This is a genomic window from Holophaga foetida DSM 6591, assembly GCF_000242615.2.
GTDB lineage: Bacteria > Acidobacteriota > Holophagae > Holophagales > Holophagaceae > Holophaga > Holophaga foetida.
This window is the reverse complement of record NZ_KI912268.1, coordinates 2,332,718-2,352,976: the sequence shown is the minus strand read 5'-3', so window position 1 is coordinate 2,352,976 and position 20,259 is coordinate 2,332,718. Positions and strand designations below refer to the sequence as shown.

The window sequence follows — 20,259 nt, the reverse complement described above, 5'->3', positions numbered from 1 at the left end:
CGGGGGTATTCTAACAGCTTGCCCACGACGGGCATCCGGGCCGCCAGGCCCGTCCCCAACGAGAGGGCCGCGTTTCAGCGGCCAGGTAGGAGGAACCATGAGCGAAGAAACCATCGTCGTAACCCCCCGTGAGAAGGTCGGCAAGAACGCCACCCGCGATCTGCGCAACGCCAGCCTCATCCCCGCGGTCATCTACGGTCTCAACGAGCCCACCGTGTCCATCGCCATCAGTCCCAAGGTTGTGGCCCGCATCATCGCCAGCGAATCCGGCATGAACAGCCTGATCAACATGCAGCGTGAAGGCACGGACATCAAGCGCCACGTCATCATCAAGGACCTGCAGCGCGATCCCGTCACCGGCCGCCTCTCCCACGTGGACTTCATGCGCGTCGATCCCACCCACAAGGTGCGTGTCAAGGCTCCCCTGGTCCTCAAGGGCAACCCCATCGGCGTCAAGGAGGGCGGCATCCTGGACTTCACCCACCGCGAGGTTGAAGTCGAGTGCCTGCCCGCCTTCATTCCCGGTCACATCGATATCAACGTCGCCGGGATGCGCATTGGCGATACCCTTCGTGTGGATCAGGTGACCTTTGACACCCACCTGACCATCATTGGCGACACCCACAATGTGATCTGCACCATCCAGGGCAAGCCCGTGGAGGAGGTCGTCGAGGGCGCCGAGGAGGCCCCCGCCGCTGCTGCCCCTGCCAAGAAGGGCAAGAAGTAATCGAATCCCCCCAGGGGAAGGAAAAGGGCCGCGAGAGCGGCCCTTTTTTTAGCTGGCGGCGATGGTGATTTTGCGGGGTTGCACCTCCGGCACCTTGGGTACCGTCAGGGTGAGCACACCGTCCTTGATCTCTGCCCGGACACCGGCGGCATCGACGCCATCCGGCAGGGTGAAGGTGCGGGAGAAGTGGCCGAAGGCCCGCTCACAGGTGAAGACATTCTCGCCCTCCCTGCGGCTTTCCGCCTCCCGCCTCCCGGCGATGGTGAGGCGGTTCCCGGTGAGGTTGATGTCGAGGTCGTCGCGCTTCACGCCCGGGAGGTCGGCGGCGAAGACATACGCATCGCCAGTCTCCTTGATGTCGAAGGAGGGGACGAAGGCGCTGAGTTCGGTCCCGAGGTCCGTGTCCCGGAAGGGGGCCCACCTCATGAAGTCGCGCATGAGCGCAAAGGGCTCCAGGGTGGTGCCGAAGGCAGGGTTGCGGGTTCCACGACGGATGAGGTTCATGATGTCCTCCGTAGAAAAGGGGATGACTGGCTTTTGTGGCCTATGTCTATCCGCACATATAATCTGCGTTCAATGCGCTCACGTGTCAAGGGCGAAATTTCATCCATGAAAATGCCCCTCCGGAGAGGGGCGTTTCATTGGGATGGCCTGGGTTCAGTGCCGGTAGGCTTTCACCTTGTCGGTGACCTCCAGCTTGGGTCCCCCGATCTGATCGACGCAATCGGGGATAGCGGCGAAAACGGCGTCCAGGCACTCGCGGATGGCCTTGGGCTTGCCTGGGAGGTTCAGGATCAGGCTGTGGCCTCGGATGACGGCTGTCTGTCGGGAGAGGATGGCCGTGAGGACGATCTGGGAAGAGACGGCTCGCATGCGCTCTCCGAAGCCCGGAAGTTCCCGCTCCCCGACGGCCAGGGTGGCCTCGGGGGTCACATCCCTGGGGGCAATGCCGGTGCCGCCGGTGGTCAAGACCAGGCAGCACCCTTCGACATCACAGAGCTCCCGGAGGGCTGAGGCTATCTGGGTCTGGTCGTCGGGCACCAGGCGGGAGATCGGCTCCCAGGAGCCAGCCAGGAGATCCTGGAGTGCCGTCAGGATGGCCGGGCCACCAAGGTCCTGATAGACCCCTTGGTGGGCCCGATCCGAGATTGTGAGGACACCGATGCGCGGGGTGTCCATCGGAAGGCCTAGGCTTCCTCGGAGGCCACAGCGGCGGGTTCACCACCCTCCTGGGACTCCAGCTCGCCACCCTCCAGGCCACCGGCGTCGAAACGGGCGGCGGGAATGCCCATCTCGCGGCGGCGCTCCAGTTCGACCAGTTTCTCGAAGGCTTCCTTGTCCAGGAGCTCCTCGGTGACGGTGGAGTAGGAGCTCAGCTTGGCAAAGATCTTCTCGGTGCGGGCGCGGCCCTGCAACTCGGCGAGGCTGCCGTGGCGCATGAGCTCGGCCTTGAAGGCTTCCAGGGGCTGCTGGACATCGTGCTCGGCCATGAAATCCTTGACCTGGGTGTCCAGCTCCTCCTCGGTGACGGTGATCTCCTCGGCATTGCCGATGGCCTGGAGCAGGTAGCCGCTGCGGACGGCCTTGCGGGCGTCCTCGATGCGGGTCTGACGGTAGGCATTCCAGTTGATCTTCTTGGGGTCAACGCCCCGGCGGGAGATGGTGCGGGCGAACTCGTTGCAGTAGTCATCCAGCTGGAGGGAGACCATGGAGTCAGGGGCCTCGAAGGGGGTGATTTCCAGGAGCTTCTCGAGGATGGCGGACTCGAGGCGGATCTGGGCATCGCGCTCGGCGGCCTCGTTCAGATCCTTTTCCACAGAAGCCTTCAGGGCGGCCAGATTCTCGTAGTCGCCCAGATCCTTGGCCAGATCGTCATTGGCCTCGGGGATTTCGCGCTTGCGGAGGTCCTTGAGGGTCACCTCGTAGGCTACGGCCTTGCCAGCGACTTCGGGGTTGGCCACATCGCCGGGCATGGTCAGGCTGAACTGCCTGGATTCGTCGATCTTGAGGCCCAGGACCTCCTTGTCGAAGGGACGCTCGTCGGAGAGCTCGATGACCTGGTCCTGGTAGTTCTGACCCTTCATGCCCTGGGGCTTGATCTTGATGTCGAGGGTGGCGATGAGGCCGATGGCGGCGGCGGCGTCCTCCACGGGGACGAAGCGGGCGGCCTGCTGGCGGAGGGCCTCGATCTGCTCGCCGATGGCGGCTTCGTCGATCTGGCGCTTCTGCTTGGTGAAGGCGAGGCCCTTGTAATCGGGCAGGGTGACCTCAGGGGCGACGTCGAAGTGCAGGGTCAGCTTGCCTTCCTGGCCCTCGACCAGCACGGGGGGCTCGACGGAGGGCTGGGAGATGGGCTCGGCACCCACGGACTTGGTGGCGTTCATGAAGTGAGCCTTCACCAGATCGGTGGCGACCTCGTGGAGAATCTCCTGCTGGTAGCGGCTCATGAGCACGGACTTGGGAGCCTTCCCGGGACGGAATCCAGCGATCTTGGCCTTGGGGGCCAGCTCGGCAAGGACCTTGCTGTAGGCTTCACTCACCTCGGCGGCGGGAAGCACGATTTCCACGGACTTGCGGGTGGCGCTCTGGTGGGTGAGGGTGGCCTGCATGAAAACTCCTGAATCAGAATGGACGTGCTAGGTGGTGCGAATGGCGGGACTCGAACCCGCACGGGATGAACCGCTGGAACCTAAATCCAGTGCGTCTACCAATTCCGCCACATTCGCCAAGGTTGAAAAATCTCTCGTGGTGCGCCCGGAGCGATTCGAACGCCCGACCCTCAGGTTCGAAGCCTGATGCTCTATCCAGCTGAGCTACGGGCGCACTACGAATCCGCTATTTTGCCATGAATATCCTTGGGATTCACGTCCCAATCTGGAAGCACCAGGCATCCTCTGCAGATTGCTCCTGGAGCCGTTGTGCCGCTTCGGGGGAAATCCCGGTTCCCATTGCGCGCTGCCACTCGCCCGGCAGATCGCAAAGCATGACCCCGGGATCGTCTGTGCCAAGCCCGCAGCGGATGCCGGCCGCAAGGAAGCCGGGCAGGGGATGGTGATCGAGGCCGGGAACGAGGGCGTGGTTGGAGGTGAGGCAGACATCCACGGGGATCTGCCGTTCCGCCAGGAGTTCAAGGATGCTCGGTTCTTCGACGGCCCGGACAGCGTGGACGATACGTTGAACCCCGGCTTCTAGGATGGCCTCCCTGATCCGGGAGGCGGGGCCGTTCTCCCCGGCATGGGCGGCGAGCCGCAGTCCGGCCTTCCTGGCCCGCTCGAAGACCGGCGCCCATTCCCGGAAGGGAACCTTCTCCATCCCCCCGGTGGAAAAGCCGACGACCCAGGAGGGCCGTTCCCCCAGCACGAGGTCCAGAACCTCGTGGCCGTGGGCTGGGCCGAAGTGATTTACGGCATCGATGACTACGGCGACGCGGACCCCTTGGCAGCGCGCAGTCTCTATCCCCTGCTCAAGCCCCTTCCACAGGTGTGCCAGGCTGATCTGCCTGCGCTCCTTCACGAGCCAGTGGGGGGAGATCCAGAGATCGATGCCCCGGGGGAGGCCGGGCTCGGGGGGGGGGAGGCGCTTCACGGCGGCGCCCAAGGCCACCGCCACCGCTTCGCTGGAGGTCAGGAACCCGCAGGCGAAGACGAAGGTGGCGATGAAGGCCTCGAAGCTGTGAGCCTCGCCCCGCCAGAAGGCCTCGGTCAGGTCCGGGACCGACAGATGGCGACGGGCCGCCTCTAGCCGGACCCAGTCTGGGGCCAGGCTGCCCTCCAGGTGGGTGTGTCGATCCACCCGAGGGGGAAGGAGCACTCTACTCGTCGTAGTCGTCCATGTTCAGATCTCCGGGGTCCACGCCTTCCGCGCGGGCGCCGGTGATGCCGAAGCTTTCGACAATGCCGTCCTCGCCAGCGGCGTCGAGATCCGGCTCGGCTCCGAAGTCATCCTCGATCTGGATGGCGACTTTTTCCTTTTTGATGGCCCGCGGTTTGGCGGGGGCATCCTTCTGACTGGTGCCGCACTTGGGGCATGTGGCTTCTGGCTTGCCAAAGTCGTAGAACTTGGCGCTACAACTGAAACAAATCCATTTTTTACCCAAATTCGCCATGGTCCCCTCTGTATCCCTTTACAAGGTCAAAGGGTTTACCATGGAATGGGGCGAAAGTCACGTAAAGTGTGTCGAATTCCTCAAATCCAGGGGGCGGCTCCCAGCTTGACGGGGTCGCCACCGCAGAGCTGCTGGACCACGGTGGACAGGAAAATCTGGTGGTGGCGCTCCAGATCCTCGCCGTATCTTTCCACGAAGGAGGCTCGGCTGCGGTCCAGTTCATCCCGGAGCAGTCCGTAGAGGTTTCCTGCGCTTCGGCCCTGTTCCACCTTGGCCGGGAAGTACAGTTCGATGTCGCCCACCAGCACCCGGGCGCTGCGCTCGGCGTTGGCCCGCACCGTGGGATCCACCACCGGGGCCGGTGGCGTGGTCTCTGTGATGGGGTCCGGAATCTGCTGGGTCATGGAGGAGGGGTGGGAATCCGCCGGGGTATTGCGCTCTTCCTCCTTCAGCCCGGCGAGATGGGAGATGCACGCTTCGGCGGTGTGGACCAGGACTCGGATCGCGTGGGGGTGGTCCAGGGTGGGAAGGTGTCCGCTGTCGGCCAGGAGCACGGCCACGGTCTTGCGGCGGAGCTTCAGGGGCAGGATGAAGGCTGCTGGGGCCTCGAAGCGACTGAGGGGGTGCAGGAGGGCTTCGTACGCGGGGCCGGGCTGATCCAGGCGATGAATGCGTCCCTGGAAGAGGGCTTCCAGTTCCGAGGGGGGGACCACCGGTGAGCCGGGACGGGGCGCTTCGGCTTCGAAACCGCGGGAGGTGTAGAGGCTGGCGATGCCCTGCTTGACCACGAAGAGGGCACAGCGTTCCGCGAAGGGCTGGATTGTCTCCAGGAGGCGCTTGAGGACCTCGCCCTGGCTCTGGGCCGATTCGAGGAGTTCCAGTCCCTTCCCCAGGTGCCTCTCGATGGAATCGACGGGGGCGGGCAGGGAGGGTGGCTCGACGGTATTCAGGATGCCTTTGATGATGGAATCATCTTCAAGACAGCGTCTGAGCCCCTCCATCAAGGAGGTGTCGAGTTGCTCCTTGAGGGCTAGGTGTCGCTCCTCGACCCACTTGTGGAGGACTTGCTGAAGGGTTGCCTGGGCTGCATCCGTCATGAGAGATCCGGGGTCTGGTTTCCTCAAGCATACCAGGACAGCCCTGGCTTTTTCGCGCCTTGAAGGATAGGATTCACGCAGTTCATCTGGATCATCCGAATGCCTGATCTGGCGATGTCACTCTGGTTGGGTGACGCGAAGGAGGCCGTCCCTGGCATTGTTGAATGTGAAAGCGGAATGAGGGGCATGCGAGAGAAGATCGGCAAGTTCCAGATTCGGAGTCTCATCGGCAAGGGGGCCATGGGTGAGGTCTACCTCGGCTTGGACCCCGCCCTGGGACGGGAGGTCGCCATCAAGACCATCCTGCCTGGCACCGCCTTCGGGGAGGAGGCCCAGGCGCGCTTCGAGCGAGAGGCCCGGGCCACCGGATCCCTGAATCATCCCCACATCGTCACGGTCTACGAGTTCGGTGAGGACCAGGGGCTGCACTATCTGGCGATGGAATACGTGCACGGGGAGGATCTGGAGACGCTCATCCGGGAGCAAAAGCTGGCCAAGACCGAACTCCTGGAACTGGTGGCTCAGGTCTGCGAGGGTTTAGGCTATGCCCACGCCAAGGGGGTCGTCCACCGGGACATCAAGCCCGCCAATATCCTGGTGGCCTCGGGAAGGAAGCCCATGGCCAAGCTCATGGACTTCGGCGTAGCCCTCATCAGCCAATCGGACCTGACCCAGAAGGGCGTCTGGATGGGGACGGTCAACTACATGGCCCCCGAGTATCTGGATACGGGCAAGGCCACCCCCAGTTCCGATCTTTTCGCCGTGGGGGTTATGCTCTACGAGGTCATCACCGGAGGGCGGAAGCCCTTTTCCGGTGAAACGGTCACCACGGTGCTCAATGCCATCCTGAGGTCCACCCCAGGCCCCATCGAACCTGGGGAGGCCCAGGATGCGCCCCCTCAGATTCTGGCTGTCGTCGCCAAAGCCCTTGACCGGGAGCCTCAGAATCGATATGCCACGGCGGAAGACTTGGCTTCGGCTATCCGGCAGGCCATTCAGCCTGGAGTGCTGGTCCAGGCGGCACCCGCTGGGCCCCGTCCCCTTCCCAAGCGCTTTCAAAGTGATAAATTAATTATAGTCGGAAAGGGCGGGCGGGCCCATTGCCTGAGTCTTCGGGTGGCCCTGCGCCAAGCGGAGGCAGGGGTCCAGATCCTCCTTCTTCCAGGGCTCTACCGTGAGTCGGTGGTGGTGGACAAGGATGTGAGCATTCAAGGGGAGGGGGACCCTTCCCAGATCATTCTCGAGAGCCCCAAGGGCCCCTGCCTGACCCTTCAGAGCTCCCGAATTTCCATTCAAGGCCTGACTCTGAGGAAGGCCTGGACCCCAGGGAAGGATCCCGATCCGGCCCCAGCGGTACTGCTCCTCTCGGGCCAGGCCGAGCTGGAGCAGTGCGAGATCCTCTCGGATGGTGAGCCCGCTGTCAGTCTGCAGGGTGCCGGAAGCGCAATCACTCTTCGGAAATGCACCGTCGGGGGCGAGGGTCTCATTGGCATCCGAGCCATGGCTGGGGCCAACGTCACGCTGGAGGACTGCATCCTGGGGGGGCACGGGGCAGCGGAGATCCAGATCCTGGGGGCAAGCAGCCTCCTCCTGAAGCGCAGTGCGCTGCGCAATGGGAAGGGTGTGGGAGTCCAGGTGGATGGAGCGAGCCAGGCCACTCTGGAGGACTGCGAACTGGAAGATCTGGCCGGGGGGAGCATGGAGGCTGATGGGGACAGCCGATTGATCCTGCGGAGGAGCAGACTTCACGGGAGCCGTTTCGCGGGAGTGCTGGCCATGGACAAGAGCCAGGTCTTCCTGGAAGACTCGGAGTTCAGCGGCCACGCCGGTTCCGGGCTCCATGCCACGGGTGGAGCCTCCTTCCACCTGAAGCAGTGCCGCCTTCACGACAATGGGGGCTTCGGCATCTCGCTGATGGAGCAGAGCATCGCCACCTTGGATGACTGTGAGATTTACGCCAATACCCATCCCGGGCTCCTGGTGCACAAGGGGGCGACGGCCCAGCTCAAGCAGTGCCGACTGCACGACGGTCTTTCCTGGGGGGTCGTGAGTTCCGCCAGGGGGCGGGGGGTGCTGGAGGGCTGTGAGATCTATGGCAATGCCCGCAGCGGCGCCAAGGTGGAGCCCGGTGGGAGCCTCCTGCTGGTGCGATGCACCCTTCGGGATGGCCAGGACACAGGTCTCCTGCTCTTCGAAGAGGGTGAAGCCACCCTTGAGGAATGCGTGGTTCACCGGAACGCCCGGGGGGGCATTCTCTTGGCCAAGGACGCCTCGGACCCAGTCCTGCGGGGCGGTAATCGCATCGAGGACGATCTGCTTCGCATCGGTCCCGAGGGCAATGTGGTGAAACTGGCCCCGGTTCGGAAGTAGCCAGCGGAGCGGCGACGGGGTGGGACCTAACTTTCGATGCCGGCAAGCCCATCCAGGGTGCGGATCCAGTGTTCCTCGTCCTCTTCGGAAGAAGGGCTGAGTGGGAGGATCCTGGTTTGGCTGTCCAGGCCCATCATGAGGGATGGATCGGTCGCATCGCTGAGGAGGACTCCTGGAATTCCCCCCAGGGCCTTCAGGAGCTGTTCGAAGGCTTGCGGGGCAGAAGGGAGTTCGGCCAAGACAAGGCTGGGACGGTGGCCTTCCTGGCCCCAGACGCCCTTGGCCTGACCCAGGTCTCTGGCCAGCTCGATACGGTGATAGCCGTGCTTTTTCAAGAGCTCTAGGAGATGCTCCCGGGTCCCTGAGGCGGCGAGAATCAATCCCAGACGGGTCGTGCGCCGCTGTAGAATCCGAAGCGGGCTGTCGGCCTCCTCAAGTTCCGGCACCTCTTCGGATTCCTCGGGTCTCTCATCCTCAGCCTGGGCTTCGGAGCCCTTGCTCCTGGGCGGACTCGCTGCTCCTGGGGCGCTGGTCCGCACCCCAGCACCGGGCCCACGGGAGATCTTTTCCCGGAAATCAAGGCATTCCCGGAGGAGTCGCGCCTCCTCTTCTCCCAGTTCTCCGAACTCGAGGCCCAGGATCACCTCTTCCCCCCTTGGGGACATGTGGGCGACTTTTCCTCGCAGTTCCAGGAGCGGGAGCCTGGGGAGATCCTGGAGCCGGACCCGGTCGAAGACCATTCCCGCGTCAAGGGAGCCCGTATGGATCGGCAGCCGCATCTTGTCTTCCAGGCGTATGAGCCGGTCCATCCGAAGGGCTAGCCCACCCATGCTGATGTTGGCGAGGGGACCTGCCACGCCGAGTCCCATCAGCGAGCCTGATTGGGCGATGATGTAGGCGGATTCCCGGGGGCGGAAGGGGAATCGTGGATGCCGACGGCGATCCGAGTGGAAGAGCTGCTGGGGCATCTCGAAGCGGTACTGGAGGTAGGCCTCCCGACTGCGAAAGGTCGTCAGGCCCTCGTAGCGGTGTTCGGCCACCGTGAAGACCATGCGAAAGACGGCCCCCAGCGCCAGTTCGTGGGGCAGGGGCCGGACCAGCTTCAGGATGAACTGGCCCTTCTCCCAGTCCAGGGCCACTGCCTGGGAGGCGTAGGGAAGGGTGCTGGTGCCCTCCACCTTGATGGGGAATTCGGTTCCTTCGGCATGCAAAGCGGCCATGCAGCTCTTGACGAGCTGGGGATCCGCGATGGGCGCCTCGCGCCCAGCTTTACCGCCTTTGGTGGTATTCATGTGCCGTCCGGTTACGCCACAAGCCTAGCAGGCGCGGGCTTACACGTTGAACAGGAAGTGCACCACATCGCCATCCTGGACGACATATTCCTTGCCCTCGGAGCGCATGCGGCCCGCTTCCTTGGCACCCTGCTCACCTTTGAACTTGATGAAGTCTTCGTAACTTATGACCTGGGCTCGGATGAACCCCTTTTCGAAGTCGGTGTGGATGACCGCTGCGGCCTGGGGGGCGGTGTCTCCGATATGGATGGTCCAGGCCCGGACCTCCTTCACGCCAGCAGTGAAATAGGTCTGGAGTCCCAGCAGGCTGTAGGAGGCCCGGATGAGACGGTTCAGGCCCGGCTCGGAAAGCCCTGCCTCCTCCAGGAACATGGGGCGTTCCTCTGGGCTCAACTCCTGGATTTCAGCCTCGAGTTTGGAGCAGATGGCGATGACGGGGCAGCCCCGCTCGGCACCCACCTTCTCCAGGGCGGCGTAATGGGGATTCCCATGGGGGTTGGGAATGTCGCCTTCGCTGATGTTGCCCACCAGGAGCATGGGCTTCATGGTGATGAGGCAGAAGGGCTTGAGCTGGAGCACTTCCTCCTTGCTAAGGTCCACGGTACGGGCCCACAGCCCCTCGTTGAGGGCTGCGTTGACCCTCTCCAGGACAGTCACCAGGGCCTGGGACTCCTTGTTGCCGCTGCGGGCGGTCTTGGTGTGGCGATCCAGGGCCTTTTCGACGGACTCCATGTCCTTGAGAATGAGCTCAGTATCGATGATGCCGAGATCCCGCACGGGATCGACCGCCCCCTCGACATGGGTGATGTCGCCGTCTTCGAAGCAGCGCAGCACCTGGACGATGGCGTCCGTCTCGCGGATGTTGGCCAGGAAGGCGTTCCCCAGGCCCTCACCCTTGCTCGCGCCCCTCACCAGGCCCGCGATATCCACGAACTCCTGGGCCGCGGGCAGGGTCCGCTGGGGGTTGACGATCTCTGCCAGGGCATACATGCGCTGGTCCGGCACGTCCACCACCCCGGTATTGGGTTCGATGGTGCAGAAGGGATAGTTGGCGCTCGCGGCCCCAGCCTGGGTCAAGGCATTGAAAAGGGTGGATTTCCCAACGTTGGGAAGTCCCACGATGCCGCACTGAACTGCCATGATGCCTCCGGGCCAAAGAACAAGTTTCTCAGACCCTACGCAAGGATCAAGGTTTCTATTCCGAAGTGCCTGTCACCTTGACGCCGCGGGTTCCCCTCGGGGGAGGCTGGTCGCTGATATGGAAGCGTCCGCCATCATCGGTCCAGCGATAGAGGCGGGTGTTCAGCCTCGGCGGTGGCGTGGGAGCCGCCGGGGTGGCGGTGGCCAGGAGGGTCTCCGGGTTCTTTTGCGCCTTGGCGGGGCTTTCCTCTACCTTGAACCCACCATGTCCCTTCTTGAGAAGGGCCATGGATCCAGCGGCCCGAGGGTCGGGCTGAACGAGCTTGCGATGGTAGAGGTCCAGCACCCTGGGTACATAGGCCCGGGTCTCCTTGTAAGGGGGAATGCCTCCGTGGCGCTCCACAGCGCCTTCCCCGGCGTTGTAGGCTGCCACCACCTTGGTGGTGTCCCCCTTGAAGCGGTTCAGTAACCACCGCAGATACTTGGTGCCCCCGGAGATGTTCTGGCGGGGGTCGAAGGGGTCAAGGACACCGAAGCGCTGGGCCGTCTGGGGCATGAGCTGCATGAGTCCCAGGGCTCCGACCCTGCTCCGGGCCCGATAGTTGAAGGCGCTCTCGGCCTGGATGATGGCCCGGGCCAGGAACGGGTCCACTCCCTCGGCCGTGGCGATCTCGTCCACCAGGGCGAGGAGTTCGGGGCTGCGCAGGACCCTGGACATCTCCACCCGGCTCATGGCCAGTCGGACATGGCCGACTCCGACATGCTTGAGGATGAGCCCTTGTCCCTTGACGCTGGAGGGCGGGAGGTTGTTGATCACCAGGCTGCCGTTGCGATCGTAGTACGTGTAGAGATAGGCCGTGCCGGATCTGGATGCAGGTTTGCCCGCCCCGGCCAGGGCCAGGGTGAGCAGGGAAAGGGGTAGGAGGCGCCAGTTCACGTCTTTCAGGATAGCTGGTATTCACGGGCTGGGAATCATTGCCCGCCGAGTCTGGAACCCTATATTTCCAGACATAAAGGGGCCCCCCATGAGCAGCCAGCCATCCTCTCCGCAACTGCGCCCCCTCTCCAGGAAGGTGCTTGGGCTCAGCTTCGTGCCGGTGGTGCTCTTCCTTGTCCTGATCTTCGGGTTCATCGTACCCAGGGTGGGAAGCGCCATCCTCCAGGGCAAGCGCGACTCCATGCGTCAGGTGGTGGAGGTGGGCTACGGCATCATCCAGGCCATGGACAGGGAGGTCCAGGCCGGGAGGATGACCCGACCTCAGGCCGAGGCAGGGGCCAGGGCGATGCTTGGATCCCTCCGTTTTGACAAGACCAACTACTTCGTCGTCCAGGATCAGTCCGGGTTCCTCAAGGTGCATCCCCGGGGAGAACTGGTGGATAACCCCAGCATGCTGAAGGACGGCCCCTCCATGGCCATCCACAAGAAGTGGCTTGAAGCTACTCAGAACCCCGATGGGCGGGTGGTCGAATATGAATTCACCAAGCCCGGCCAGAAGGGCATGTTCCCTAAGATTAGCTATGTCAAAAAATACGATCCATGGGGATGGATGCTGGCGGCCGGGGTCTATGTGGATGATGTCGAGCGGGAGATTCGCCTCTTCATGGGGGCCATTCTGATCGCATCCCTGGTGGTGGCGGTGATTGTCTTCCTGCTTACCATGAAGGTGGCCAATCGCATTGTCGAGCCCCTGAAGCAACTGGTCCGGGGCCTGAAGGAGAGTGATCTCCGTCGCACGCTTGAGGTGACAACCCGGGATGAGATCGGCGCCGCCGCCCTGGCCTTCAATGAATACAACGCCAACCTGCGGGAGGCCGTGACGCGTGTCAGCACCTTCTCGGGCCGTGTGGCTTCCGGCAGCACCGAACTGGCAGCCTCTTCCGAGGAAATGGCCCGGACTGTGGCCGATGTCGCCAAGGTCAGCGAAGACCTGAAACGCGCAGGGGACCAAGTCTTCCAGGCCATGGACCAGCTCGCCGGCAATGTGAAGACGATGGCAGGGAGCGCCGAAGAAACCGAGCGTGAGAGTGCCCAGGCGGTGAATGAAGCCGCCAGCGGGGCCGAGGCCGGCAAGGGGGCTGCCCACGGCATGGATGAAATCCAGGAGGTCACCGGACGCATCTTCCAGGCGGTGAAGGTCATTCAGGACATTGCCCGCCAGACCAACCTGCTCTCCCTGAACGCGGCCATTGAGGCCGCCAAGGCCGGAGCCCAGGGGAAGGGCTTTGCCGTGGTGGCCGAAGAAGTCCGCAAGCTGGCCGAACGCAGCCGGGCCAGCGCCACGGAGATCGAGCAGCTCATCCAGACCGCCCAGGCCACGGTCCAGAACGGGGTGGGGAGTGTGAAGGTTACCTTGGAAAATCTGGAGGCCATCGGCCAGCGGATCTCTGGAATTGCGACGGGCATTCACGAAATCGGAGGGTTGAGCAAGGAACAGGCCCATACCAGCCAGAAAGTCGGTCACATGATGCAGGAGACCAACCAGCGCTTGGTGCAGAATGCCGCATCGACCCACGAACTGGCGGCCACTGTGGAGGAAATCTCCCATACGGCTGACGATCTGGCCCAGGTGGCCTCCGGGCTGCGGAAGATCGTGGAGGGGTTCAACCTCTAGGGACCGTCGCGGAATAACCCGTGCAGTTCGGGTTGTTCCGTTACGGCCGCTTATGCTGCTCCTCTGAATGTTTGTTCAGGTTATTTCTGGACAGCGGCTTAGTGCATTCCCTCCACATGGGGCAGGCAGGGCCCTCGCACTGCGTGGCCACATCCAGCACGGACCGCTTGGCGTAGAGCACCGGAACTCCGATTCGCTTGGCCTCCCTGCGGAGTCGCTGCATGGAGGCATGTCCCAGGTAGGACGTGAGCATGAGCAGGCAGTCCAGGCGCTGGGGGAGGGGGTGGGAGGCCTCGGACTCCTTGCGACAGCTCCGGTGCAAAACCTCGTCTGCCCCCAGGCTGCGCAGATAGTTCGCAATGGTATCGATCCGGTCCCCCCCTGCGATCATGACGCACATATCACCCTCCTTATTTAGGATACTGAGACTCAGTATCAAATAGCAAGGGGAAGCCTGACGGAATTGGTTGGGACCGGGTAGTATGGGACACATGGTGGAATTCGCCCCTCGGCCCTGGGACCGCCCAGCCCCTGAACGGGCTGGGCGGTTGTCGATATATGGAATGCTCCCCGAGGACTTCACGGCCATGGGGGCTCCGGGCAGGGCCGAGCATATCTTCGCCATGATCCAGCGCCCCTGGGAATACCGCGATGGCTTTCCACGCTTGTCCCGGGAGATCCGGGAGTGGCTCGTGGCCAATCTCGACACGGCCCTACCGGAGGTGGCGGAACGCCACGCCTCGGAGGACGGATCCACGAAGCTGATGCTGCGCCTGGGGGACGGCGAGTGTATTGAGGCGGTCCATATGCCCCGGGAGGTGCGAAATCCCAGGGTGACGCTCTGCGTCTCCAGTCAGGTTGGGTGCGCCATGGGCTGTGCCTTCTGTGCCACGGGAACGCTGGGGATCCGACGCAACCTCTCGGCCGGGGAGATCGTGGGGCAGGTGCTGGCGGCACTCCGGGAACTCGGCCCCGAGCGGCCCCATGCCATCACCCTGGTCTTCATGGGCATGGGCGAGCCCCTCCACAACCTGGAGCAGGTGCACCGGGCCATCCAGATCCTCAACCACACCCGGGGACTCAATATATCCACCCGACGGATCACGGTTTCCACCTCGGGCTTGGTGCCAGGCATCGAGCGTCTGGCCCACATGGAACCTCGTCCCTGGCTGGCCGTGAGTCTCAACGCCACCACAGACGAAGCCCGCAGCGCGCTCATGCCAGTGAACCGGGCATGGGGCCTGGCCCGTTTGCGGGAGGCCCTGGATGCCTGGTCTCTGGGGGACCGGGAGAGGCTCACCATCGAGTACGTCCTGGTGGCGGGTCAGAACGACACCATGGAGGACGCCGAACGTCTGGCGGAGTGGATGGGTGAGCTCCGCCGGGGCCACAACGTGAACCTCATCCGCTTGAACGAGCACGAGGCCGCTTCCTTCCGGGAGCCGGACGAGGCTCAGGTGAACGCCTTCGTTGCCCGCCTCAAGGCCCTGAACTGCTTCGTTACGGTGCGCAAGAGCCGGGGGCGGGATATCCAGGGAGCCTGCGGCCAGCTGGTGAAAAAAAGTAAGGGACCGTCAAAGCGGATCGAAAATTGCTGACCCTACAGGCAGGAGGCACACGATGTTCAGCCAGGAACTGATCAATGAGGACAATCCCTACGGGATGCTTCCCCAGGAGGATGCCGAGGGGGTTCATCGCCAGCCCCCTGCGGACAAGCCCAGGGAGGATCCCTACCATCCCGATCCCTACGCCTGAGGGGCCCCGATCGTGATCGTTCTCAATCATGTGGGCAAGCAGTACGGGCGTATGCACACCGCTCTGGCGGATGTGAACTTTCATATACAGGCCGGGGAGTTTGTTTTCCTGACCGGTCCCAGTGGTGCCGGCAAGTCTTCGCTGCTTAAGCTCCTTTTCCGGCAGCAGGTGCCCACCAGCGGCGAGATCCGCTTGGCTGGCCATCGTCTGGGGGAAATGCCTGAGAAGGAGATCCCCGTCCTGCGTCGCAAGATGGGGGTGGTATTCCAGGACTTCAAGCTGATCCACTCCATGACGGTCTTCGAGAACGTGGCCTTCGTGCTCCGGATCATGGGCGTCAGTTTTCCCGAACAGAAGAACCGAGCCTTCCGGGCCCTCAAAATGGTCGGCCTCCAGCATAAGCTCTCCAATTTCCCGCTCCAGCTCTCAGGCGGAGAGCAGCAGCGAGTGGCCATTGCCCGGGCCCTGGTGAATGACCCCCTGGTGCTTCTAGCGGATGAGCCGACGGGCAATCTGGACCCGGATCTGGCTCAGGAGATCATGTCCCTCTTCGAGCGGATCAATGGGCAGGGCACGACTGTGCTGGTGGCCACCCACGACCGCAGCCTCATCCAACGCATGAAGAAGCGGGTCCTGGGCCTGGAGCACGGCCATCTGGCCTTCGACACCCCGGCCCCGTCGAGCACACTGGCGGTCTGACCCCTCCGGTCAGGCCTTGGGGGAGGCCACAAGCTCCTGGATGAGGTCCATCAGATCCTGGGGGTTGAAGGGTTTGTGCAGGACCTGGGTGACCCCCATCCGCATCATCCGGGTCAGGACTTCGTCATCACGATGGGCTGTGATGACCACGACATGGGCGTGCCTCAGGGCGGCGTCCTCGTGGCAGGACCGGGCCAGGCTGAGGCCGGGGCAGTTGGGCATCAGGTAATCCGTCAGGATGATGGCGGGAGGGTTGCTCCGGAGGGCTGTCAGGACATCGAAGATACTGGTGGGATCGATCTCCTCGACCTCGTGCCCAAGCTTTCGGACACAGGTCGCCGCCACGGTGCGGGCGAGCCGACTGTCATCCACGATGCACACTCTGGCCACGGGGCCCCCTGTTCCGCTACATCTTAGCCTGTTGTCGAGGTACGGGCACCTTCAGTTGGCCCAGTGACTGACCAAATCCCATACATCATAATCGTAGGCCTCCCCATTCAGGATGATGGCGAAGACCCTGAGCTGGCCATCCATCCTCTGCATGTAGCCGCAGACACTGACCACGTTCTGGAGGTGCCCCGTCTTGCACCGGATCCGGCGGTTCAGGTTGGGGTACTTGGCCCGGAGTGCCCACGGCTCGCCGCCGATGACCTTCAGGGAGTCCACAAACTCGGGTCCGACCTCGAAGTCGTGCCAGGCGGCCCGGAGGACGATGGCCAGGGTTCGGGCGGAAAGGTGATTCTCCTTGCTGAGCCCCGAGCCGTCAGTGATGGCGATCTTGTCGGGCCCCAGCCCGAGCGCGGACTGGTAGAACCCCTGGATCCTGCCGATGCCCCTGGGCCAGGTGCCCTCCCCAAAGCTCTTCACCAGCATCTCAACCATGAAGTTGTTGCTGATCTTGTTGACATCCTGGACCAGGCGGCGAAGAGGAGCCGAAGATGTCCCCGCCAGGCGGCGCAGCTCGCCTGCCGGGACTGGGCCTTCCTCGACGACAAGTCCCGCTTCCCGGAAGATCCGGGTGAAGACCTCCACAGCTCTGGCGTCAGGATCCTGGACCAGACGACCTTCCGCCCGGTTGAAGTTGACAGAGAGAGGCAGGATGGGGGGGGTCGTGCTGGAGGAGGTGTTTTCCCATCCGAAGCCATACATCTGGGAATCGAAGGCGCTCTGATCGCTGCGGATCCGCCCCTTGATGCGCTGAACACCCTGGTTCTTCAGGTCCTGGGCCAGCATCCAGATCCGTTCTGACACCAGGGATGGATCGCCGTGACCTTTGACGATGAGATCCCCCAGGATGACACCCTCCTTGAGGTCTCCGAAAAGCTCCGTCTCCAGCACGGTGTCAGGCTTCCAGGTCTTCAGCATGGCGTACGTGGAGACCACCTTGGTGGTGGAGGCTGGAATGAGGGAGAGCTCCGTCTGGTGCCCTTCCAGGAGCTTGCCGGTGGAGAGGTCCCAGAGCCCTGCACTCACCTGGATATTCCGGGTCTGCATGGCTGCGAGCCACGTCGAGAAATCTGCAGCAGGGAGGGGCAGGGCAAAGAGCAGGGTGGCCAGGAGGCCTTTTTTCAGATGCATGGGATTCCCGGAACAGCTACTTGGTCTGGATTGTGGACAGGGTCTTGAGGAGCTCGGAAGAAACCCCGGGAATGCCGTACAGGTCGTCCGCGCCGGAAAAGATCCAGTCGCTGTACATGGTTTTCCCGTTGTAGGAGCGGAAGCTGTCCTTGGTGCAACGGCTGCGGACCGCTGCGATGGGGAGGCTGGTCTTGTCGCCGGAGGCTCCGGCCTGGACCGCTGTGACAACGTCCCAGTCCCCATTGGTCATGGGATCCTTGTACAGCTTGCGGATGATGCGAGGTTTGACCTTGAGCATGGCTTCCAGGGAGGTGGGGTAGCTTCCCGTGCTCTTGCGATAGGCCTTGATGGCCCGCGCGATGGCTTCACCCCTGAAGACGAGTTCTTCTTCGTTCTCTCGCTGGATTTCAGTGATGACCGAGGGCATGGCCTTGGTCATGAGGATGCCCATCACGGTCATGGCCCCGAGGACCATGGCGAGGATATAGCCCCTCTGACCTTTCCGAGCGGTTTTCGATTCCATCCGGGCCTCCGGCTCCAGCTTAACGCGTCCCGGAGCCCATCAATGCGAGGAACTCCTGGGCCAGGGCCGGATCGAACTGAGTGCCCGCGCTGCGGCGGATCTCCTCCAGTGCCTCGGCTTTGGGAATGGGGCTGCGATAGCCTGAATCCGCAGTCATCACCTCGAAGGCCTCGATCAGGGCGATGATCCGGCTGCCGATGGGGATCTCCTCCCCGACGAGGCCATCTGGGTATCCGGATCCGTCCCAACGCTCATGGTGGTGCCGGATGATGGTGGGGACGTCGAATGGGAACTGGAAGTCTTTGAGGAAGGTGGCGGCCAGAACTGGGTGGGCCCGGACTCGCTCCAATTCCTCGGGGCTCAGCTTCCCCAGGGTCTGGAGTTCGGGGTCCAGGAGGAGGGAGCCCACGTCGTGGAGGATGGCGGAGATGCTGACGGCCTCGACAGAGGCGCTCGGGAGTCCGAGTCGAAGCGCGAGGTTGCGGGCCAGTCTGGCGGTGTTGAGACTGTGGTTCCGCAACCCCTCGGCGGAGCCCAGGATCCTTTGGCTCACGGAGAGGAAGGCCCGGTGGTAGCGTTCGTGAAGGCGCGACTCCTGGAGGTGGCAGCCCACAATTCGGGCGATGTGCCGGATGAATGCCAGTTCGGTCTCATTGAAGGGCTGCTCCTGGAGGCGGAGCAGAAGCAGGAGGTCGCGACCCCCACCCTCCTCCTCCAGCACCACTGGCAGACAGATCTTGAAGGACCCGTCCAGGGGTTCCAGGGAAGGGGTTTCCACCCGGGCGAGGATGCGGAGAGAACCCGCGGTGTCGTCGGGAGTCTGCCCGGCGACAGTGGCATGGATCTCCCGCTTGAGTCCGGGGGATAGGGGGCGGTGGCTGAAGACCAGAATGGGGCGAATCTCAGCTGGCTCCTCCATCCAGAGAGCCACTGCGTGGATGGGGAGCGCCTGGAAGAGGAGTTCCGCCACTTCCCAGAAGAAGATCCGCTGCTCTGGCAGGAAGGTGCCCGCCAGAATCCTGCGAGGGGTTTCCTGGCTGAGGATCGGGGAGGGTGCCAGGGGGGAAACCATCGCTTCGCTGTGGGGAGCCGCAACGGGAAGGGGGGCCTGGGTTTCAGGGATGGTCTGCTTCTGGGGGGTATCCCCAAGGGCATCCGCAAGTTCCTGGCAGATGGCCAGGGTGAGCGGGACATCCCGTTCTTGCGAAAAGGGGATTCCTTGGTTGCGGTCCCGCTGGAGGAGCAGCCCGATCCGGGCCCCGCGCTCATAGATGGAGGCCACCAGGAACCTAGCGTTTAACGAGGCTTCCCGGAAGGGCGTCAGTTCCGGGAAGGGGGTCGGATCATTCGCGATGAAGGGACCCCGCTCCCGCTGGGCCCAGACAAGGATTGGGTCCTCGGGGGGCAGGGCGGAGGGGGGGGCGAAATGCCTGGGCCACCCATAGTGGGCGGCCAGCCGAAAAGTCTGATCCTCGGGGCAGAGAAGGTAGAGGGCCCCCTTGGTGCTCCCGATCTCCTCGAAGCAGCGATAGAGGATCTGGGAGGATCGGTGGAGCAGGGGATCGTGAGGATTCGACTGCTGGAATAGGGGCATCGCGGTGTCTCGGCAAAGGGAGGGTGGGTGAATCCTAAGTCATGAATCGGTGGCTGTCACCTCCTCATGCGCGAAGGCCCCGTCTGGAACGGGGCCCTCGTCTTGAGACCGGCAAGATGCCTAAAGCTTGTTGACGTTGGCAGCCTGGGGACCCTTGGGGCCCTGGACGATCTCGAAGCTCACCCGAGCCTTCTCCTCCAGCGTGCGGAAACCCCGGGTCTGGATGGCGGAGTGGTGGACGAAGATATCGGGGCCGCCCTCGTCCGGGGTGATGAACCCGTAACCCTTCTCAGCGTTGAACCATTTGACGGTGCCTTGGGACATGATGCTTTCTATCCTTGGGGTCGAGCCCCGGTTCCTGGGGTTGATCTCGCATGGTCCTTTCCAGGACAAGAACCCATGGGGAGCGTGGCTCCGTTTCGCCAAGCGGCTCCAAGGAACCGCCTGTCCCGAACCTGGGAAGGCTTTATGCCAGTAACGGGAAGAGTTGCGCACAGCGTATCTGTGCTTTGGGGTGTACTCAACGAGAATTTTTCGGGTGATCAGGCCTTGATGACATTGGTGGCCTGAAGGCCCTTGGGACCCTGGGCCACATCGAAAGCCACCCTCTGGTTCTCCTGAAGGGTGCGGAATCCGCGTTCCTGTATGGCGGTGTGGTGGACGAAAAGGTCCGTGCCGCCTTCATCGGGGGTGATGAAGCCGAACCCCTTTTCGGCGTTGAACCACTTGACGATGCCCTGAGCCATGGCTACTTCCTAGTGCGATTG

Annotated in this window: 22 protein-coding genes and 2 tRNA genes; 6 read left to right on the top strand and 18 right to left on the bottom strand. The window is 63.2% G+C overall.

Features of this window, described 5'->3' with window-relative positions:
* Nucleotides 1-97 precede the first annotated feature (97 nt).
* Nucleotides 98-727 carry a 50S ribosomal protein L25 gene (locus HOLFODRAFT_RS0210535; RefSeq protein ID WP_005033166.1) on the top strand — a complete coding sequence of 210 codons (630 nt, stop codon included), beginning with the start codon at nucleotides 98-100 and terminating at the stop codon, nucleotides 725-727.
* 48 nt (nucleotides 728-775) lie between these two features.
* On the opposite strand, the gene HOLFODRAFT_RS0210530 is transcribed toward HOLFODRAFT_RS0210535, so the two are convergent.
* The 8 genes from HOLFODRAFT_RS0210530 to HOLFODRAFT_RS0210495 all read right to left on the bottom strand — a co-directional run bounded on the left by HOLFODRAFT_RS0210530 (nucleotide 776) and on the right by HOLFODRAFT_RS0210495 (nucleotide 5,929).
* Nucleotides 776-1,231: an Hsp20/alpha crystallin family protein gene (locus HOLFODRAFT_RS0210530; RefSeq protein WP_005033163.1), complete on the bottom strand. Its 456-nt coding sequence runs from the start codon at nucleotides 1,229-1,231 to the stop codon at nucleotides 776-778.
* Between the two features lie 153 nt (nucleotides 1,232-1,384).
* On the bottom strand, nucleotides 1,385-1,906 hold the full coding sequence (gene mog, locus HOLFODRAFT_RS0210525) for a molybdopterin adenylyltransferase (protein WP_005033161.1): 522 nt from the start codon (nucleotides 1,904-1,906) through the stop codon (nucleotides 1,385-1,387).
* 8 nt (nucleotides 1,907-1,914) lie between these two features.
* Entirely contained in the window at nucleotides 1,915-3,336 is a 1,422-nt protein-coding gene (gene tig, locus HOLFODRAFT_RS20565) for a trigger factor (RefSeq protein WP_005033159.1), read from the bottom strand.
* A 32-nt stretch (nucleotides 3,337-3,368) separates the two neighbouring features.
* Nucleotides 3,369-3,453, bottom strand: a tRNA-Leu gene (locus HOLFODRAFT_RS0210515).
* Between the two features lie 20 nt (nucleotides 3,454-3,473).
* A tRNA-Arg gene (locus tag HOLFODRAFT_RS0210510) sits at nucleotides 3,474-3,550 on the bottom strand.
* A gap of 39 nt (nucleotides 3,551-3,589) precedes the next feature.
* Nucleotides 3,590-4,537 carry an adenosine deaminase family protein gene (locus tag HOLFODRAFT_RS0210505; RefSeq protein WP_026939236.1) on the bottom strand — a complete coding sequence of 316 codons (948 nt, stop codon included), beginning with the start codon at nucleotides 4,535-4,537 and terminating at the stop codon, nucleotides 3,590-3,592.
* 1 nt (nucleotide 4,538) lies between these two features.
* Nucleotides 4,539-4,832 (bottom strand): FYDLN acid domain-containing protein, encoded by a 294-nt coding sequence (locus tag HOLFODRAFT_RS20560; protein WP_005033154.1) that lies wholly within the window; start codon nucleotides 4,830-4,832, stop codon nucleotides 4,539-4,541.
* 80 nt (nucleotides 4,833-4,912) lie between these two features.
* Nucleotides 4,913-5,929, bottom strand: coding sequence for a GAF domain-containing protein (locus HOLFODRAFT_RS0210495; RefSeq protein ID WP_005033152.1), 1,017 nt, complete (start codon nucleotides 5,927-5,929; stop codon nucleotides 4,913-4,915).
* 186 nt (nucleotides 5,930-6,115) lie between these two features.
* Here HOLFODRAFT_RS0210495 and HOLFODRAFT_RS23030 point away from each other — a divergent pair, with 186 nt between their 5' ends.
* Nucleotides 6,116-8,299, top strand: coding sequence for a right-handed parallel beta-helix repeat-containing protein (locus HOLFODRAFT_RS23030; RefSeq protein ID WP_005033150.1), 2,184 nt, complete (start codon nucleotides 6,116-6,118; stop codon nucleotides 8,297-8,299).
* A gap of 26 nt (nucleotides 8,300-8,325) precedes the next feature.
* Here the strand turns inward: HOLFODRAFT_RS23030 and HOLFODRAFT_RS0210485 are convergent, their stop codons facing one another.
* Genes HOLFODRAFT_RS0210485 through HOLFODRAFT_RS23025 form a run of 3 tightly spaced genes read right to left on the bottom strand, consistent with a single transcriptional unit; the run spans nucleotide 8,326 to nucleotide 11,668 of the window.
* Nucleotides 8,326-9,591, bottom strand: a complete 1,266-nt coding sequence (locus tag HOLFODRAFT_RS0210485; protein WP_005033148.1) for a PilZ domain-containing protein — start codon at nucleotides 9,589-9,591, stop codon at nucleotides 8,326-8,328.
* 39 nt (nucleotides 9,592-9,630) lie between these two features.
* Complete coding sequence (gene ychF, locus HOLFODRAFT_RS0210480; protein ID WP_005033146.1) at nucleotides 9,631-10,731, bottom strand: redox-regulated ATPase YchF; 1,101 nt, start codon at nucleotides 10,729-10,731, stop codon at nucleotides 9,631-9,633.
* A 55-nt stretch (nucleotides 10,732-10,786) separates the two neighbouring features.
* Nucleotides 10,787-11,668 carry a transglycosylase SLT domain-containing protein gene (locus tag HOLFODRAFT_RS23025; protein ID WP_005033143.1) on the bottom strand — a complete coding sequence of 294 codons (882 nt, stop codon included), beginning with the start codon at nucleotides 11,666-11,668 and terminating at the stop codon, nucleotides 10,787-10,789.
* Nucleotides 11,669-11,756: 88 nt separating this feature from the next.
* Between HOLFODRAFT_RS23025 and HOLFODRAFT_RS0210470 the strand changes: the two genes are divergently transcribed.
* Entirely contained in the window at nucleotides 11,757-13,343 is a 1,587-nt protein-coding gene (locus HOLFODRAFT_RS0210470) for a methyl-accepting chemotaxis protein (RefSeq protein ID WP_005033140.1), read from the top strand.
* A gap of 40 nt (nucleotides 13,344-13,383) precedes the next feature.
* Here the strand turns inward: HOLFODRAFT_RS0210470 and HOLFODRAFT_RS24850 are convergent, their stop codons facing one another.
* The gene (locus tag HOLFODRAFT_RS24850; protein WP_005033138.1) at nucleotides 13,384-13,743 is read right to left on the bottom strand and encodes a DUF2325 domain-containing protein; all 360 of its coding nucleotides are present in this window, start codon (nucleotides 13,741-13,743) and stop codon (nucleotides 13,384-13,386) included.
* Nucleotides 13,744-13,906: 163 nt separating this feature from the next.
* Here HOLFODRAFT_RS24850 and rlmN point away from each other — a divergent pair, with 163 nt between their 5' ends.
* Genes rlmN through ftsE form a run of 3 tightly spaced genes read left to right on the top strand, consistent with a single transcriptional unit; the run spans nucleotide 13,907 to nucleotide 15,797 of the window.
* The gene (gene rlmN, locus HOLFODRAFT_RS20540; protein WP_052572534.1) at nucleotides 13,907-14,941 is read left to right on the top strand and encodes a dual-specificity RNA methyltransferase RlmN; all 1,035 of its coding nucleotides are present in this window, start codon (nucleotides 13,907-13,909) and stop codon (nucleotides 14,939-14,941) included.
* A 22-nt stretch (nucleotides 14,942-14,963) separates the two neighbouring features.
* The gene (locus HOLFODRAFT_RS25515; protein ID WP_005033133.1) at nucleotides 14,964-15,098 is read left to right on the top strand and encodes a hypothetical protein; all 135 of its coding nucleotides are present in this window, start codon (nucleotides 14,964-14,966) and stop codon (nucleotides 15,096-15,098) included.
* Nucleotides 15,099-15,110: 12 nt separating this feature from the next.
* Nucleotides 15,111-15,797 (top strand): cell division ATP-binding protein FtsE, encoded by a 687-nt coding sequence (gene ftsE / locus HOLFODRAFT_RS0210450; protein ID WP_005033130.1) that lies wholly within the window; start codon nucleotides 15,111-15,113, stop codon nucleotides 15,795-15,797.
* A 9-nt stretch (nucleotides 15,798-15,806) separates the two neighbouring features.
* On the opposite strand, the gene HOLFODRAFT_RS0210445 is transcribed toward ftsE, so the two are convergent.
* From HOLFODRAFT_RS0210445 to HOLFODRAFT_RS0210420, 6 genes are all read right to left on the bottom strand, one after another.
* Nucleotides 15,807-16,187: a response regulator gene (locus HOLFODRAFT_RS0210445; RefSeq protein ID WP_005033128.1), complete on the bottom strand. Its 381-nt coding sequence runs from the start codon at nucleotides 16,185-16,187 to the stop codon at nucleotides 15,807-15,809.
* Between the two features lie 51 nt (nucleotides 16,188-16,238).
* Nucleotides 16,239-17,375 carry a D-alanyl-D-alanine carboxypeptidase/D-alanyl-D-alanine-endopeptidase gene (locus tag HOLFODRAFT_RS0210440; RefSeq protein ID WP_005033126.1) on the bottom strand — a complete coding sequence of 379 codons (1,137 nt, stop codon included), beginning with the start codon at nucleotides 17,373-17,375 and terminating at the stop codon, nucleotides 16,239-16,241.
* A 16-nt stretch (nucleotides 17,376-17,391) separates the two neighbouring features.
* Nucleotides 17,392-17,898 carry a type II secretion system protein gene (locus HOLFODRAFT_RS24845; protein ID WP_005033124.1) on the bottom strand — a complete coding sequence of 169 codons (507 nt, stop codon included), beginning with the start codon at nucleotides 17,896-17,898 and terminating at the stop codon, nucleotides 17,392-17,394.
* A 19-nt stretch (nucleotides 17,899-17,917) separates the two neighbouring features.
* Nucleotides 17,918-19,492, bottom strand: coding sequence for an HD-GYP domain-containing protein (locus HOLFODRAFT_RS23015; RefSeq protein ID WP_005033122.1), 1,575 nt, complete (start codon nucleotides 19,490-19,492; stop codon nucleotides 17,918-17,920).
* A gap of 120 nt (nucleotides 19,493-19,612) precedes the next feature.
* On the bottom strand, nucleotides 19,613-19,816 hold the full coding sequence (locus HOLFODRAFT_RS0210425) for a cold-shock protein (RefSeq protein WP_005033120.1): 204 nt from the start codon (nucleotides 19,814-19,816) through the stop codon (nucleotides 19,613-19,615).
* A gap of 218 nt (nucleotides 19,817-20,034) precedes the next feature.
* Nucleotides 20,035-20,238 carry a cold-shock protein gene (locus HOLFODRAFT_RS0210420; RefSeq protein ID WP_005033118.1) on the bottom strand — a complete coding sequence of 68 codons (204 nt, stop codon included), beginning with the start codon at nucleotides 20,236-20,238 and terminating at the stop codon, nucleotides 20,035-20,037.
* Nucleotides 20,239-20,259: the final 21 nt, after the last annotated feature.

Excerpts from the sequence above, each read along its gene's own strand:
- tig (WP_005033159.1), bottom strand. The coding sequence starts at position 3,336 with ATGCAGGCCACCCTCACCCACCAGAGCGCCACCCGCAAGTCCGTGGAA.
- HOLFODRAFT_RS0210440 (WP_005033126.1), bottom strand. The coding sequence starts at position 17,375 with ATGCATCTGAAAAAAGGCCTCCTGGCCACCCTGCTCTTTGCCCTGCCC.
- rlmN (WP_052572534.1), top strand. The coding sequence starts at position 13,907 with ATGCTCCCCGAGGACTTCACGGCCATGGGGGCTCCGGGCAGGGCCGAG.
- HOLFODRAFT_RS24850 (WP_005033138.1), bottom strand. The coding sequence starts at position 13,743 with ATGTGCGTCATGATCGCAGGGGGGGACCGGATCGATACCATTGCGAAC.
- mog (WP_005033161.1), bottom strand. The coding sequence starts at position 1,906 with ATGGACACCCCGCGCATCGGTGTCCTCACAATCTCGGATCGGGCCCAC.
- HOLFODRAFT_RS23030 (WP_005033150.1), top strand. The coding sequence starts at position 6,116 with ATGCGAGAGAAGATCGGCAAGTTCCAGATTCGGAGTCTCATCGGCAAG.
- HOLFODRAFT_RS0210420 (WP_005033118.1), bottom strand. The coding sequence starts at position 20,238 with ATGGCTCAGGGCATCGTCAAGTGGTTCAACGCCGAAAAGGGGTTCGGC.
- HOLFODRAFT_RS25515 (WP_005033133.1), top strand. The coding sequence starts at position 14,964 with ATGTTCAGCCAGGAACTGATCAATGAGGACAATCCCTACGGGATGCTT.
- HOLFODRAFT_RS0210530 (WP_005033163.1), bottom strand. The coding sequence starts at position 1,231 with ATGAACCTCATCCGTCGTGGAACCCGCAACCCTGCCTTCGGCACCACC.
- ychF (WP_005033146.1), bottom strand. The coding sequence starts at position 10,731 with ATGGCAGTTCAGTGCGGCATCGTGGGACTTCCCAACGTTGGGAAATCC.
- HOLFODRAFT_RS20560 (WP_005033154.1), bottom strand. The coding sequence starts at position 4,832 with ATGGCGAATTTGGGTAAAAAATGGATTTGTTTCAGTTGTAGCGCCAAG.
- HOLFODRAFT_RS0210425 (WP_005033120.1), bottom strand. The coding sequence starts at position 19,816 with ATGTCCCAAGGCACCGTCAAATGGTTCAACGCTGAGAAGGGTTACGGG.
- HOLFODRAFT_RS0210485 (WP_005033148.1), bottom strand. The coding sequence starts at position 9,591 with ATGAATACCACCAAAGGCGGTAAAGCTGGGCGCGAGGCGCCCATCGCG.
- HOLFODRAFT_RS0210495 (WP_005033152.1), bottom strand. The coding sequence starts at position 5,929 with ATGACGGATGCAGCCCAGGCAACCCTTCAGCAAGTCCTCCACAAGTGG.
- HOLFODRAFT_RS0210535 (WP_005033166.1), top strand. The coding sequence starts at position 98 with ATGAGCGAAGAAACCATCGTCGTAACCCCCCGTGAGAAGGTCGGCAAG.
- HOLFODRAFT_RS0210470 (WP_005033140.1), top strand. The coding sequence starts at position 11,757 with ATGAGCAGCCAGCCATCCTCTCCGCAACTGCGCCCCCTCTCCAGGAAG.
- HOLFODRAFT_RS24845 (WP_005033124.1), bottom strand. The coding sequence starts at position 17,898 with ATGGAATCGAAAACCGCTCGGAAAGGTCAGAGGGGCTATATCCTCGCC.
- HOLFODRAFT_RS23015 (WP_005033122.1), bottom strand. The coding sequence starts at position 19,492 with ATGCCCCTATTCCAGCAGTCGAATCCTCACGATCCCCTGCTCCACCGA.